The 13,484-nt window shown below is 68.8% G+C and carries 14 protein-coding genes and 2 riboswitches; of the genes, 9 read left to right on the forward strand and 5 right to left on the reverse strand.

The features are described from left to right. Positions 1–39 precede the first annotated feature (39 nt). Entirely contained in the window at positions 40–813 is a 774-nt protein-coding gene (locus ACZ3II_RS35950) for a DUF4230 domain-containing protein (RefSeq protein WP_465523808.1), read from the forward strand. Between the two features lie 246 nt (positions 814–1,059). On the opposite strand, the gene ACZ3II_RS35955 is transcribed toward ACZ3II_RS35950, so the two are convergent. Next, positions 1,060–1,257 (reverse strand): PspC domain-containing protein, encoded by a 198-nt coding sequence (locus ACZ3II_RS35955; protein WP_465523810.1) that lies wholly within the window; start codon positions 1,255–1,257, stop codon positions 1,060–1,062. A gap of 406 nt (positions 1,258–1,663) precedes the next feature. On the opposite strand from ACZ3II_RS35955, the gene ACZ3II_RS35960 reads away from it, so the two are divergent. From ACZ3II_RS35960 to ACZ3II_RS35975, 4 genes are all read left to right on the forward strand, one after another. Continuing rightward, positions 1,664–2,947, forward strand: a complete 1,284-nt coding sequence (locus ACZ3II_RS35960; RefSeq protein WP_465523812.1) for an ABC transporter ATP-binding protein — start codon at positions 1,664–1,666, stop codon at positions 2,945–2,947. Positions 2,948–3,035: 88 nt separating this feature from the next. After that, positions 3,036–3,530 (forward strand): ATP-binding protein, encoded by a 495-nt coding sequence (locus tag ACZ3II_RS35965; protein ID WP_465523814.1) that lies wholly within the window; start codon positions 3,036–3,038, stop codon positions 3,528–3,530. Between the two features lie 78 nt (positions 3,531–3,608). After that, complete coding sequence (locus tag ACZ3II_RS35970; protein ID WP_465523816.1) at positions 3,609–4,349, forward strand: HAD family hydrolase; 741 nt, start codon at positions 3,609–3,611, stop codon at positions 4,347–4,349. A gap of 25 nt (positions 4,350–4,374) precedes the next feature. After that, on the forward strand, positions 4,375–6,738 hold the full coding sequence (locus ACZ3II_RS35975) for a glycoside hydrolase family 65 protein (RefSeq protein WP_465523818.1): 2,364 nt from the start codon (positions 4,375–4,377) through the stop codon (positions 6,736–6,738). Positions 6,739–6,790: 52 nt separating this feature from the next. Here ACZ3II_RS35975 and ACZ3II_RS35980 read toward each other — a convergent pair whose 3' ends face one another. Next, positions 6,791–7,822 carry a coiled-coil domain-containing protein gene (locus ACZ3II_RS35980; RefSeq protein WP_465523820.1) on the reverse strand — a complete coding sequence of 344 codons (1,032 nt, stop codon included), beginning with the start codon at positions 7,820–7,822 and terminating at the stop codon, positions 6,791–6,793. Between the two features lie 7 nt (positions 7,823–7,829). Next, positions 7,830–7,962: riboswitch (cyclic di-AMP (ydaO/yuaA leader) on the reverse strand. Between the two features lie 206 nt (positions 7,963–8,168). After that, a riboswitch (cyclic di-AMP (ydaO/yuaA leader) is annotated at positions 8,169–8,306 on the forward strand. A 4-nt stretch (positions 8,307–8,310) separates the two neighbouring features. On the opposite strand from ACZ3II_RS35980, the gene ACZ3II_RS35985 reads away from it, so the two are divergent. Beyond that, positions 8,311–9,339 carry a coiled-coil domain-containing protein gene (locus ACZ3II_RS35985; protein WP_465523822.1) on the forward strand — a complete coding sequence of 343 codons (1,029 nt, stop codon included), beginning with the start codon at positions 8,311–8,313 and terminating at the stop codon, positions 9,337–9,339. Positions 9,340–9,362: 23 nt separating this feature from the next. Here the strand turns inward: ACZ3II_RS35985 and ACZ3II_RS35990 are convergent, their stop codons facing one another. Then, the gene (locus tag ACZ3II_RS35990; protein ID WP_465523824.1) at positions 9,363–10,133 is read right to left on the reverse strand and encodes an ABC transporter ATP-binding protein; all 771 of its coding nucleotides are present in this window, start codon (positions 10,131–10,133) and stop codon (positions 9,363–9,365) included. Continuing rightward, entirely contained in the window at positions 10,126–11,022 is an 897-nt protein-coding gene (locus ACZ3II_RS35995; RefSeq protein WP_465523826.1) for an ABC transporter permease, read from the reverse strand. Before ACZ3II_RS35995 ends, ACZ3II_RS35990 begins: the two co-directional genes overlap by 8 nt. 184 nt (positions 11,023–11,206) lie before the next feature. Here ACZ3II_RS35995 and ACZ3II_RS36000 point away from each other — a divergent pair, with 184 nt between their 5' ends. The 3 genes from ACZ3II_RS36000 (at position 11,207) to ACZ3II_RS36010 (ending at position 12,896) form a co-directional block, all read left to right on the forward strand. Continuing rightward, positions 11,207–11,806 (forward strand): TetR/AcrR family transcriptional regulator, encoded by a 600-nt coding sequence (locus tag ACZ3II_RS36000; protein WP_465523828.1) that lies wholly within the window; start codon positions 11,207–11,209, stop codon positions 11,804–11,806. Positions 11,807–11,917: 111 nt separating this feature from the next. Beyond that, positions 11,918–12,280, forward strand: coding sequence for an Atu4866 domain-containing protein (locus ACZ3II_RS36005; RefSeq protein WP_465523830.1), 363 nt, complete (start codon positions 11,918–11,920; stop codon positions 12,278–12,280). Between the two features lie 13 nt (positions 12,281–12,293). After that, the gene (locus tag ACZ3II_RS36010; RefSeq protein ID WP_465523832.1) at positions 12,294–12,896 is read left to right on the forward strand and encodes a fibronectin type III domain-containing protein; all 603 of its coding nucleotides are present in this window, start codon (positions 12,294–12,296) and stop codon (positions 12,894–12,896) included. Positions 12,897–12,961: 65 nt separating this feature from the next. On the opposite strand, the gene ACZ3II_RS36015 is transcribed toward ACZ3II_RS36010, so the two are convergent. Beyond that, positions 12,962–13,417, reverse strand: a complete 456-nt coding sequence (locus tag ACZ3II_RS36015) for a cysteine dioxygenase (protein ID WP_465523834.1) — start codon at positions 13,415–13,417, stop codon at positions 12,962–12,964. Positions 13,418–13,484: the final 67 nt, after the last annotated feature.

The raw sequence follows: 13,484 nt of genomic DNA on the forward strand, positions 1-13,484 counted from the left end.
CGGATGCGAATTGTCGTACCCCCTCCGTACCGTTGAAGCATGGCCGATTCGCCTGCCCCCGCCCCCTCCGATCCGCTGCCCACCAATGAATATCCGGTGGTCCCGGATCCATCGGTGCCCACGTCTCCGCCGCCGGCGCCCGCACCGCCCGCGGAGCCGGAGCATCGGCCGAGCGGCTTCGCCCGGCTGCTGATCTTCGTCGGGTTCGTCTTCGCGCTGATGGTGCTCTCCTGCTTCGGGCTGCGGGCGATCAACGTGCTGCCCAGCTTCGACAACCCGTTCGCCGACCGGACCACCGACCGCAGCCAGCCGGTGCTCCTGCAGTCCATGCGCGACCTGCACCGTTACGTGGCAGCCGACGGCACCTTCCAGGTCATCGTCGATCTCCAGGAGAACAAGGACAACATCCCCGACTTCCTGGTCAACCGGCGCACGCTGTTCGTCGGCTCCGGGACGGTGGAGACCTATGTCGACTTCAGCGCGCTCGCCGGTGACGCCCTCAAGATCGACGAGGAGAAGAAGTCGATCGAACTGACCCTGCCGGCGCCACAGCAGTCGAGCGCGGCCCTGGACATGCAGCGCAGCTATGTGGTGGCGGAGGAGCGCGGGCTCTTCGACCGGATCGGCGACGCGTTCCGGGAGGACCCGGCGAAGCAGCAGCGGGTCTACCAGCTGGCCCAGGAGCGGATCACCGAGGCCGCCCGGTCCAGTGGGCTGGACGAGCGCGCCCGGGAGAACACGCAGCGCATGCTGGAGAGCCTTTTCGGCCGCCTCGGCTATACGACGGTTACCGTCACCTTCACCAGCCCCTGAGGCGAGGGACGGGCTGCCTTCGCGGGGGCTGTTCCCCGGGCTTCGTTGCCCGGGGAACAGCCCACCGGTTCTCGCCGGCGGACGAGAACGGGGAGGAGACGCCCGCCGGTGGTCATCGGAGCCGCGTGCCGCTCGGGGCGCGCCGGCTCGGGTTGAGGCGGCGCGGGTGACGGAGTGCCACATCGCGCCGCCGGTGGGACGGGCGGGTGACCGAGGGTCACACGGCCGGGTGGCGGTGGCTGAGGGTCACTCGCTCGGCATGAGGGCCCAGAGGGCCAGGTAGGCCAGGATCTGCGGGCCGGGCAGCAGGCAGGACAGGACGAACAGGAGCCGCACCATCCCGGGGCGCATCCCGAAACGCTGGGCCAGTCCGGCGCAGACACCGGCGATCCGGCGGTTGTGACGCGGGCGGGAGAACGAGCGGGTCTTGAGGGGGCTGGTCACGTCATCCACTCCTTCGGCGGTGGTCCGGAATCCCGGACCACTTCGACGGTAGGTACGGGAACTTCGCTCTCCCTCATCCCACGGGCGGATGCCGGCGACGATGCTCCCGTAGGGGGAACCCGTACCCGGAGAACGCCCTCGGCTAACCCGGGAGGGTGCGACCGGCCCGTGACCAGCACCTTGATCACTGAGGGTGCACGGGGGCGGCTGGGAGCGTACCCAGCGCCGACATTATGTGAACGTGCACAACAGTGACCTGCGGCGTTCCATGTTGCGTAATCGATTGATCACTATGTGCAAATGGCACTTTCGTCCGATGGTGGAGTATCGAAGGCACTCGCAGAGTTAGTGCCCGATCGCCGACCGTCGTGGGTCCGGGATCGCCCTCGATCGCGGGAGGTTGACGGTGTCCACCGTCGCGCTCAAAGACGTCACCAAGATCTGGCCGGACGGCACGTTTGCCGTCGACAACGTCAGCCTGGAGGTGCAGGACGGCGAGTTCATGGTCCTGCTCGGCCCGTCCGGCTGCGGGAAGTCCACCGTGCTCCGGATGATCGCCGGGCTGGAGGATCCCACGCAGGGGGAGATCCTGCTGAACGGCGAGCCCGTTTTGGAGCTGCCGCCGCGGGACCGCAGCATCGCCATGGTGTTTCAGGATTTCGCGCTCTATCCGCACATGACCGTCGCGGACAACATCGGCTTCCCGCTGAAGCTGTCCGGTGTCGAGCCGGCGCCGCGGCAGGACCGGATCGGCGCCATCGCGGGCGCGCTCGGGATCGGCGAGGTGCTCGGCCGGCGGCCCAGCCAGCTCTCCGGCGGGCAGCGGCAGCGGGTGGCGATGGGCCGTGCCATGGTGCGGCGGCCGGGCCTGTTCCTGATGGACGAGCCGCTGTCCAACCTCGACAGCGGGCTGCGTGCCGAGTTGCGTGCCGAGATCACCAGCATGACCCGCGAGCTGGGTGTGACCACCATGTACGTGACGCACGACCAGGCCGAGGCGCTGACCATGGCCGACCGGGTGGCGATCATGCGCAAGGGCGTGCTGCAGGACGTGGGCACCCCCACCGAGGTCTACCGGCGCCCGGCGACCCTCTACGTCGCGGCCTTCCTGGGCTCGCCGAAGATGAACCTGCTCGAGGCCTCGGTCTACGTGCACCTGGACCAGTACATCGGGCTGAACTTCGGGGAGCAGGCCCTCTACCTGCCGTGGAACGACCCGCGGACGCGGGCGCTGTCGCGCTACCACGGCGAGCGGATCGTGGTCGGCATCCGGGCCGAGGCGCTCACCCCGGTCACCCCGGACACTCCGGGGCCGGTGTTCCAGGGGCGGATCCGGTACCTGGAACACCACGGGCACGAGTCGCTGGCGTACCTGGACATCGGCGCCACCGCGATCGTGGTGGACGAGATCGGCGCCCCGGCGACGGCGCCGTCCAGTGGTGGCGGTGCGTTCAAACGGGCGATCCAGCGGCTGACCGGTTCCGGCGCGCCCGAGCCGGTGGCCCCGCAGGGTCAGGTCGGCGTGCTCAGCGACCCGGGCCGGCACCACCGCAAACCGGCCGAGCTCTCGGTGCGGCTCGCCCCGTACCCCGCGGTGTCCTCCGGCCATCCGCTGGCCGTCTCGGTGCGCCTGGACGCCATCCACCTCTTCGACGAGCGGGGGGACCGGATCGACGTGGGGTGGCGCTGACCGCCTGAAACGCGACACGCGCCACTTATTGGCGCGTTGAACCACGCCTCCCGCCACCGGTCGGCCACAGCGCGTAGGCTGCACGACGGTGGAGGACAGGATCGGCCAGAGCGTTCGTGCGGCTCTCGACGGGGAGCCGAGGCTCGACGCCGCCCCGCCACGGGAGTGGCCGGTGCTGCTGGACCGGCCCTTCGGCCCGGGCGAGATCACCGTGCTCCGGCACGAGGCGACCCGGCTGCTGGTGGCCGCGGGACTGGCCGGTGACCGGCTGGACGGTTTCGTGCTGGCCCTCAACGAGGTGATCACCAACGTGGTCCTGCACGCCGGCGGGCAGGGGCGGATCGTCCTCAAGATCGAGGACGGGTCGTTGTGGTGCGTCGTGACCGACTCCGGCCCCGGGATCCCGGGCGCCTATCTGGACGGAGTGCGCACCCCCGAGGCGTTCGAGGTCGGGGGACGCGGGCTGTGGCTGGCGCACCAGTTGTGCGACGAGGTCACCACGGCCACCGGACCGATCGGTACCTCGATCGGATTGCGGATCTCCCTGGGGCAGTGCCGGATTCCCGGTGAAACAGCAGGTTGAACGTCTTGTAAAGCATCGGGCAAATGTGAAGCCGCCCTTCGCCTCTCGCCGGCGAGCGCGTCCGGCTACATTGGGCGCGTGCTCGGACTTCCTTCACAGGTGACCGCTTGCCTTTTCGATCTCGACGGGGTGCTGACGCAGACCGCGCTCGTGCACAGTGCCGCGTGGAAACAGACCTTCGACGAGTTCCTCGTATCGTGGGCCGAAAAGCATGATCAACTTTTCGTGCCTTTCGATTCCGGCGCCGACTATCACCGATACGTCGACGGCCGGCAGCGTGCCGACGGTGTCCGGACGTTCCTGGCGTCGCGTGCGATCACGCTGCCGGAGGGCGATCCTGATGACACCCCCGATCGGGAGACCGTCAACGGCATCGGCAATCGCAAGAACATCCTCGTGCTACAGAAGATCAAAGAAGGCGCCGTTCAGGTCTACCCCGGATCGGTGGAGTACCTGAAGGCCGCCAAGGCCGCCGGTCTACGCCGGGCGGTCGTGTCGGCGAGCGCCAACTGCAGGGACGTCCTGGAGGCGGCCGGGATCGCCGACCTCCTGGAGGCCCGGGTGGACGGCGTCGTCGCGCGTGAGCTGGGCCTGCCCGGCAAGCCCGCGCCGGACACCTTCCTGCACGGTGCGAAACTGCTCGGCCTCGACCCCGCGCAGTGTGCCGTGTTCGAGGACGCTCAGGCGGGCGTGGCCGCCGGGCGGGCCGGCGAGTTCGGCATCGTGATCGGGGTGGACCGGGTCGGTCAGGCGGAGGCGCTGCGTGAACACGGCGCCGACGTGGTGGTGACAGACCTGTCCGAACTGCTCCCGCAATAAAGACTCAGTTACGAGAGGCACGACCGTGATCCGTGAACGGGCCTACCCCGTCGACCCTTGGCACATCCGGGAGACCCGGCTCGACCTGGACCTGCTGGCCCAGTCCGAGTCGGTGTTCGCGCTCTCGAACGGCCACATCGGGATACGCGGGAACCTGGACGAGGGCGAGCCGCACGGCCTTCCCGGCAGCTATCTGAACTCGTTCTACGAGTTGCGGCCGCTGCCGCACGCGGAGGCCGGCTACGGCTTCCCCGAGTCCGGCCAGACCATGGTCAACGTCACCAACGCCAAGCTGATGCGCCTGCTGGTCGACGACGAGCCCTTCGACGTGCGGTACGGCGAGGTGCTGTCCCATGAGCGCTGCCTGGACCTGCGGGCCGGCACGCTGGAGCGGGTCGTCGAGTGGGTGTCGCCGTCCGGCAAGGGCGTCCGGGTGCGAACGGTCCGGCTCGTCTCCTTCACCCAGCGCGCCGTCGTCGCGTTCCTCTACGAGGTCGAGCCGCTGCACGAGTCGACCCGGCTGATCCTGCAGTCGGAGCTGGTTGCCAACGAGCAGTTGCCGCCGATGAGCAAGGACCCGCGGGTCGCCGCGGTGCTGGACCGGCCGCTGCTGGCCGAGGAGATGCTGGAGCAGCGCACCGGCGGCATCCTGGTGCACCGCACCAAGGCCAGCGACCTGCGGATGGCCGCGGCCATGGAGCACTCGGTGGAGACGCCGGGCCGGCACGCCATCACCACCGAGGGACATCCGGACTGGCTGCGTACCACGGTCGCCTGCCGGCTGGAGCCGGGCCAGAAACTGCGGGTGGTCAAACTCGCGGCGTACGGGTGGTCGAGCATGCGCTCGCTGCCCGCCCTGCGTGACCAGGTGGGCGCCGCTCTGGCCAGTGCCCGCCTGGACGGCTGGGACGGACTGGTCCAGCAGCAGAAGGATTACCTGGACGCGTTCTGGGACCACTCCGACGTGCGTGTCGAGGGTGACCCGGAGGTGCAGCAGGCGGTCCGGTTCGGCCTGTTCCACACGCTGCAGGCCGGCGCGCGGGCGGAGCAGCGCCCGATCGGCTCCAAGGGCCTCACCGGCCCGGGGTACGACGGCCACACGTTCTGGGACGCCGAGACGTTCGTGCTGCCCGCCCTGACCTACACCCAGCCCTCCGCGGCGGCCGACGTGCTGCGCTGGCGGCACTCGACGCTGGACCTGGCCCGGGAGCGGGCGCAGACGCTCGGCCTGCAGGGCGCCGCGTTCCCGTGGCGGACCATCCGCGGTCAGGAGTGCTCGGGGTACTGGCCGGCCGGCACGGCGGGCTTCCACATCGCCGCCGACATCGCCGATGCGGTCCGCCGGTACGTGCAGGCCACCGGCGACTACGACTTCGAGCGGGAGGTCGGGCTGGAGCTGCTGGTCGAGACGGCCCGGCTGTGGCGGTCGCTGGGCCACCACGACCGGCACGGGCGGTTCCACATCGACGGCGTCACCGGACCCGACGAGTACACCGCGGTGGTGAACGACAACGTCTACACCAACCTGATGGCGCAGCAGAACCTGATGGCCGCGGTGGACGCCTGCAAGCGGCATCCGGACCTGGGCCGCAAGTTCGGCGTCGACGACGAGGAGACGGCGTCGTGGCGGGACGCGGCGGCTGCCGTGCACATCCCGTACGACAAGGAATTGGGTGTCCATCAGCAGTGCGAGGGGTTCACCCGGCTGCAGGAGTGGGACTTCGAGAACACCCCGCCGGAGGGGTACCCGCTGCTGCTGAACTTCCCGTACTTCGACCTGTACCGCAAACAGGTGATCAAGCAGGCCGACCTGGTCATGGCGATGTACATCCGGGGCGACGCGTTCACGCCGGAGGAGAAGGCGCGCAACTTCGCCTACTACGACGCCCGAACCGTACGGGACTCCTCGCTCTCCGCCTGCATCCAGGCCGTTCTGGCGGCCGAGACCGGGCATCTCGAGCTGGCCCACGACTACCTGGGCGAAGCCGCCCTGATGGACCTGCACGACCTGCACCAGAACTCCCGCGACGGCGTGCACGTGGCCTCGCTGGCCGGCACCTGGATCTCGCTGGTCGCCGGCCTCGGCGGCATGCGTGACTACAACGGGCAGCTGAGCTTCGCCCCGCGGCTGCCCAGCCGGATCAACAACCTGGAGTTCTCGCTGCTCTGGCGGGGACTGCGGCTGCGGGTCAACGTGACCTCCGACGAGGTGACGTACTCACTGCGCAACGGCGGCGGTCAGGCCCGGCTCACCCTGCTGCACCACGGCAAGGAGCTCGAGGTGACCCAGGTGCGGCCGGTGACCATGCCGATCCCGGCGGGCGTTCCGGCCGGTCCGGCGCCGGCTCAGCCGCACGGCCGCGCGCCGGTCCGGAGAGCGGTTCACTGAGCGATCGACCGCAACGAGAAAGGGCCCGCCTCCCAGGAGGCGGGCCCTTTTCTCAGAGCATCGAGATGTGTACGTGGTCCGTATGGTCACTGACCCCGTGGTACTTGTGCCAGCCCGTCGCCGGGAACCAGATCTGCTTGTACCAGATGACGTAGTAGATGCCGAGCCGGTCGGCGTTCCGTACCAGGAAGGCCGTCAGGTCGTTGCCGTACTTCATCATCGCGTCGTTGTTCGCGACCGCGAACCCGCTCTTCTGCAGTGACCAGTCGCAGGCGCGGCCCTTGGGGTGCTCGTAGGGCCCACCGGATCGGTAGCAGTTCACGAACATGTTGAAGCCGGCCTTCTTGACCTGCTTGTACATGTGCAGCGTCCGCTTGGTGACACATCCGCCGTTGAGCGGGTCCTCCTCGGTGCAGCCCTCCGGGGAGAAGCCACCGCTGGAGTTCCGCGGCGCCGGGGCCGCGATCTTCGACGTCGCGTCGACGAAGCCCTTGCTGATCGTGTCGTTGATACCGGTGTTGCCACCGAGGAGCTCGATCTGCTCGGCGGCCGAGTCCTTCTGCTTCTGCAGCACCGCGAGCTGGGTCTGCTCGTTCTTGACCTCGGCGTCGAGCGCCGTCTTCTTCTCGGTGACCTCGCGGACCACCGTGTTGAGCTCGTTCAGCTTCCTGTCGTGCACGCCGTTGATCTCTTCGAGCGAGACCGCCTTGTTCAGGAAGTCGCCCGAGGAGTCGCTGCTGAGCAGGTAGCTGAGCGTGCTGACATCGCCGGTCATGTACTGCTGGCGGGCGATGGAGTTGACCTCGGGGATCAGCGCGCTCCGGCGGGCCTCGGCGGCCTTGATCTCCGCGTTCAGTTGCTTCTGTGCCTTCACCGATGCCGTGACCGCCGCCTTCGCGGCGACGTAGCGCCGGTTGGTGGACTCCATCACCGACGACATCAGTTTGTCTTCCGCGTCCTCGGCGGGTGTCGCCGAGGTGCCACCGGGCTCGGCAGACGCGGGGGTGGCCGGTGCCATGAACATTGCGGCAGCCACCAGCGGCGCCAGGGCGAGTATCAGCCACCGGCGGGGACTTGCTGTCATCAACAGTTCCTTCCGTCGCACCGCCGACCGAGTTAGCTGACGGGTTCGGGACGGAAGCGATCCCTACCGCAAACTGCGGATACACCCCAGTTACCTGGTTCCCCGGCTCGCCTTTCACAGCGATTGGGCGGCGGCCTGCCGGCAACTCGGGGGCGGTGCCGTCCTGGCAGGACCGGCGGCCAGTTTACCCGAGATATCGCTGCGTATCAGGCCCGGAGAACCGTCAAAAGTGTTACCTTGCAACCACTTTCTGTAATTGCTGTCACTACATGTGGTGAGGCAATCGCGGGAAGTACAAGAACTGTCGATCCGTCGATCGCTTCGGTATGGTCGTTGCGGTTCCGCATGGGAACCGCCGCCTAATCGTCACCATCGGCGAGCCGGGGATCCAATTCCCACCGGGGTGAATCCGCGCCGAGCGGTAGGGATTTTCCTTCGTCCCGAACCCGTCAGCTAACCCGGCCGGCGGCCGACGGAAGGAAACGCCTGTGCTGCAGTTCACTGCGCGGCGATTAGCGGCGCTGCTGGCGCTGCTGATCACCGCGTGCGGATTGGCCGTCACCGCGACGCCGGCCACCGCGGCCCCCCGGCTGCTCGCCGCACCCGGAGGCACCGGGGACGACGGCGAGGGCGGCTCGGCCGCCCTGATCAAACAACTCGAGAAGGCCTCCAGCGGGTTCGTGGAGGCGCAGAAGAAGCTGAAGGCCTCGAAGGCCCAGCAGGTCAAGCTGGCCGCGGAGGTCAAGCGCCTGGACGCCGCGGTCGGGCCGCAGCAGAAGACCCTCGACATGATCGCGAGCCAGGCGTACACCGCCGGCCGGGCCGGCCCGATGGCGGCGTTGCTCAGCGCGGACTCGCCCGAGGGCTTCATGGACCGGGCCGAGACCCTGGCCACCATCGCGGCCGACCAGAACAAGGCGATCCAGGACCTCAAGAGCACCCTGGAAGCCCGCCAGAAGGCCAAGAGCGCCATCGACATCACCGTCCGGGACCAGCAGAAGCAGGTCACCGTGATGGCGAAGCAGAAGACCGCCGCGGAGGCCGCTCTCAAGGCGGCCAACCAGGGCGCCGAGGCCCGCTCGTCGTCGGACGGCGGCGACAGCCCCGACGCGGCCCCCGGGCCGAGCGGATCCGGTTGCAACAAGACGGACCCGACCGGCACCGGCGGCTGTGTCACGCCGACCCTGCTGCACGCCTACAACGAGGCTCGTGCGGACGGCTTCACCCGCTACACGAAGTGCTGGCGGACGCAGAACAGTGGCGAGCATCCCAAGGGGCGGGCGTGTGACTTCTCCTCGGAGAAGGGCACCTTCGGTGGTGACGCCACCGGGTCGGACAAGACCTACGGCGACAACCTGGCGAACTACTTCATCAACAACGCCGAGACCCTCGACGTGCTCTACGTGATCTGGTACCGGCGGATCTGGCTACCGAGCAGTGGCTGGAAGTCGTACAGCGGGGCGGGCGGAGACCCGTCCAGCGACCACACCAACCACGTGCACCTGTCGGTCAACTAGAAACACCCGGAGGAGTACGGGGCCTACCTGCGGGAGAAGGCCTCGTACTCCTTCATCACATCGGCGGTGGGGCCGTCGGCGCGGATCAGGCCGGCCTCCAGCCAGATGCACCGCTCGCAGGTGTCCCGGATCGACTGCTCGCTGTGGCTGACCAGGAAGACCGTGCCGGCCTGGGCGCGCAGCTCGCGGACCCGCGCCTCGCTGCGCTTGCGGAAGCTGGCGTCACCGGTGGCCAGCGCCTCGTCGATCAGCAGCACGTCGTGCTGCTTCGCGGCGGCGATGGAGAACCGCAGCCGGGCCGACATGCCCGACGAGTAGGTCCGCATCGGCAGGGACGAGAAGTCACCCTTCTCGTTGATGCCGGAGAACTCGATGATCTCGTCCTTCTTCGCCTGCACCTCGGCCGGCGACATGCCCATCGCGAGGCAGCCCAGCTCGACGTTCTGGTCGCCGGGCAGCTCGTTCATCAGGGCCGCGTTCACACCCAGCAGGGACGGCTGGCCGGCGGCGTAGATCCCGCCCCGGGAGACCGGCAGCAGGCCGGCGACCGCGCGCAGCAGGGTGGACTTGCCGGAGCCGTTGGTGCCGATCAGGCCGATCGCCTCGCCGCGGTAGGCGACGAAGCTGACGCCCTTGACCGCGTGCACCTCGCGGACGTTGGTGTTCTTGGTCCGGGTGGCGATGCGCTTGAAGCTGGCCAGCGGGCTGTTGCCGGCGCCGGGGCCCTGCAGGACGCGGTAGATGATGTGGGCGTCATCGGCGATGACGGTGGGGACGCGCTCGTTGTCAGCCACGGCCGTAGCCCTTCTCTCCGCGCCAGAAGTAGACGAAACCGAGGATGCCGACCGCCAGGCTCCAGACGGTCGCCTGGATCCACAGCACGAGCGGCGGGTTGGCCAGCGTCGTGCCCTCGAGCAGCGCGTGGCGGGTCAGCTCGATGAAGACCAGCATCGGGTTCGCCTCGACGACCTGGAGCTGCCAGCCGCTCAGCACGCTCTCGAACTGGGTCACCGGGTAGAGCACGGCGGACCCGTACAGCCAGAACCGCATGATGAACGGGACCAGCTGCCGTACGTCGCTCATCTTGGTGATGTACCGGGACATGAACATGATGAGCCCGGTGTTGAAGATCGACTGGAGCAGCAGGATCGGCACCACGAGCAGCCACTGGAAGGTGAGCGGCTCACCGTCGATCAGCACGATGCCGAGCAGGACGACCACCGCGACCACGAAGTTGCGGATCTCCACCAGCGCGGCCGAGACCGGCAGGGTGGCCCGTGGGAAGTGCAGCGCGCGGATCATGCCGATGTTGCCGGTGATCGAGTTCATCCCGATCTGCACCGACGACTGGGTGAACTGGAAGACGAAGACCCCGATGCACAGGTACGAGATGAAGTTGTCCATCGAGTTGTGCGTGTTCAGCACCAACCCGAAGATCACGTAGTACACCGCGGCGTTGATCACCGGTGTGAGCACCTGCCACACCGCGCCGAGCTTGGTGCTGCCGAGCGAGGAGGTTATCTTCGCTCCGGCGTGCGCCCGGACGAAGTGCCGGTACTCCCACAACTGCCGGGTGTACTCCGGAAGGCTGGGCAGCCGTCCGGAAGAGCTCAGACCATGGCGCCGGGCCAGCTCCTTGAGGGAGAGGCCGGCGTCGGCCGAGGCGACCGCCGTCTCTGGCATGGGATGGTGCTCCGATCTCGTCGGCCCGCCGGGGGCGGGTTCCGATGCCTGATGCGAGGTCACAGCAAAAAGCATGACAGGCCCTCGCCGACGCCGATGGAACGGGTTCGTATCGACGTCGCTGTGACGGTAGCCGACCAAACGGCGGAACGCAACCGTTACGTCGTAGCGCTATAGTGACTCTGTGGCGACTATCAAGCGGGCACCAGCCGGAGCGGCGGTGCTCCGAGGCGACATCACCGTGGCGATCCGCAACGCGGTCATGAGCGAACTGGCGGAGGTGGGTTACGGCAGGCTGTCCATCGAGGCGGTGGCGCGTCGAGCCGGGGTCGGCAAGACCGCCATCTACCGTCGATGGAGCAACAAACTCGAGATGGTAATGGAGATAATCTCGGATGTCGCGGAGCGGAAAGTGCCGCTTCCCGACACCGGGAGCTTCGCCGGCGACCTCGCGCTGCTCCTGCTGATCGTGAAGACGGCTCTGCAGCACCGGATGGCCTCGCAGATCATCCCGGACCTGATGGCCGAGGCGGCGCGCAACCCGCAGATCGCCGAGACCCTCCAGCGGGCCCTGCGCACGCACCAGCAGGCCGTCGGGGAGAAGCTGATCGGCCAGGCCGTGACCCGGGGCGAGCTGCCCGAGGGCACCGACCCGGACGTGGCGGTCGACATGATCCTCGGCCCGCTCTACTGGCGTCTGGCCGTGGCCCGTCAGCCGATCGAGGACGACTACCTGGAGAAGTTCACCGTGGCGGTCACCGCGGCGCTGCGCGCCACCGGCTGACCCCGCACCCGTTCGGGTCCCGGAAAGCTCCCTTCTGCAACTCAGAAGTCCAGAGAGCCGAGCCGTGTGCTGCCGACCGGAGAGGGCGATCCCCTACCGGAGCCGGAGACCATGGCCACTTCCTGTGAACCCCGCGTCGACTTCACGGTGCTCGACGCCGCATCCATCCTCGCGATCGCCATGGGCGGCACGCCGGCCGTGAACTCCCGGCCGGCGTCGGCGCGCCCCCGCGTGCTGACCGGCGGGGCCGTTGTCGGCGCCTGGCGCAGCACCGACGGTGTGGTGCGGCTCAAGCTGCACATCGACGGCACCTACGCCGGCGAGGTGGCGGGCCGCAGGCAGCCCGCCAAGGGCACCTACTGGATCGACGGCGAGTCGGTCGTGCTGAACGACGAGTCCGGCATCCAGACGCCGATCCACGTGCTCGACGGCGAACTGGAGATGGCCGGTCACCGGCTGCGCCCGGCGTCCTAAGGCGGTGGCGGCCGTGGCCGATCGGGAGGAGACACCGAACGGGGAGGACGGCATGCGGCGTACCGGTATGGCGATCGTGCTGGCGGGAGCAACGCTGGCCCTCGGCGGCTGCGCCGCGCTGGGACTGGGCGGGGACACGGCGGGCGAGTCGTCGGCCACCGCCCGGGAGGGCGCCACGTGGATCAACGTGGCGGAGGGGAAGGCGACGCCCTCGCCGTCCGAGACGATGGGCCGGCCGAGCGCCACGCCCACCACGTCGCTCTCCATGCCGGCTCCCGACCCGAGCTGCACGAAGAACTGGACCCGGACCGAGGCGGTGCTGATCCCGGTCGAGGTGACGCCGGGCTCCGGTTCGCTGACCGTCGAGTGGCCCACCCAGTACGGCTCGAACTACCGGGTCACCGCCGTGCCGCAGAAGCTGGTGTACGGCGCCCAGCCGGAGCCGGAGTGGAAAGAGGTGCCCCCGGGCACCGGCTGTGCGATGAGCACCACGCTGACCGGCCTGATCCCGGGCGCGGCCTACATCGTCTGGCTGGACGCGCCCAACTCCGGACGTGAGGTGGACGGCACCCGGCACCTCTACAGCGGCCGTTCCGGCGTGGTCTACCCGCTCTAGACAACACCGACGGCGTGTGGAGTACGGGCGCGAATAGCGGCCGAACTCAACACGCGGTTTGGCCTTCACCACTGGGCGCCGGCGCGCTCCACGGTCAGGACCTCGAGGCCGGCCGGGCTCAGGCGGTACTTCGTCATGCTGGACAGCGCCGGCCCGTAGACGTGCACGCTGACCGCCGGGCGGGACGAGCGGTTCTCGATCCGGTGGATGTGGTGGCTGCCGAACCGGCGGCCGGCCCCCTCGCCCAGCTCCCGTGACACCACCCGGGGCGACCCGTCGCGGACCGACACCGAGTCCTCGGCCAGGGTGCCGCTGTGCAGGTGGAAGGCGCCCGCCGAGCCGCCGTGGTCGTGGATCTCGGTGCCCTGGCCGGGCAGCCAGGTGAGCAGCCAGACCTCGTAGTCGTCGGTGAGCGCGAGCCGGTGGTACCACCGCTCGACCGGGTCGAACCGGGGAACCACGGGCCAGGCGCCGGTCGCGGCGGAGAACTGCTGGGCGATGGCGAGGTGGTCGGCGCTCACGATGCCTCCTATAAAACCTATGGACCCGATAGGTTTTATCATAAGATCGCGTTGCGCGTGGGCGGAA

The sequence above is a fragment of the Actinoplanes sp. NPDC019969 genome (assembly GCF_055562375.1).

Bases quoted from the DNA above. Each gene is read 5' to 3' on its own strand.
- ACZ3II_RS35950 (WP_465523808.1), top strand. From the start codon at position 40: ATGGCCGATTCGCCTGCCCCCGCCCCCTCCGATCCGCTGCCCACCAAT.
- ACZ3II_RS35980 (WP_465523820.1), bottom strand. From the start codon at position 7,822: ATGACAGCAAGTCCCCGCCGGTGGCTGATACTCGCCCTGGCGCCGCTG.
- ACZ3II_RS35995 (WP_465523826.1), bottom strand. From the start codon at position 11,022: ATGCCAGAGACGGCGGTCGCCTCGGCCGACGCCGGCCTCTCCCTCAAG.
- ACZ3II_RS36005 (WP_465523830.1), top strand. From the start codon at position 11,918: ATGGCCACTTCCTGTGAACCCCGCGTCGACTTCACGGTGCTCGACGCC.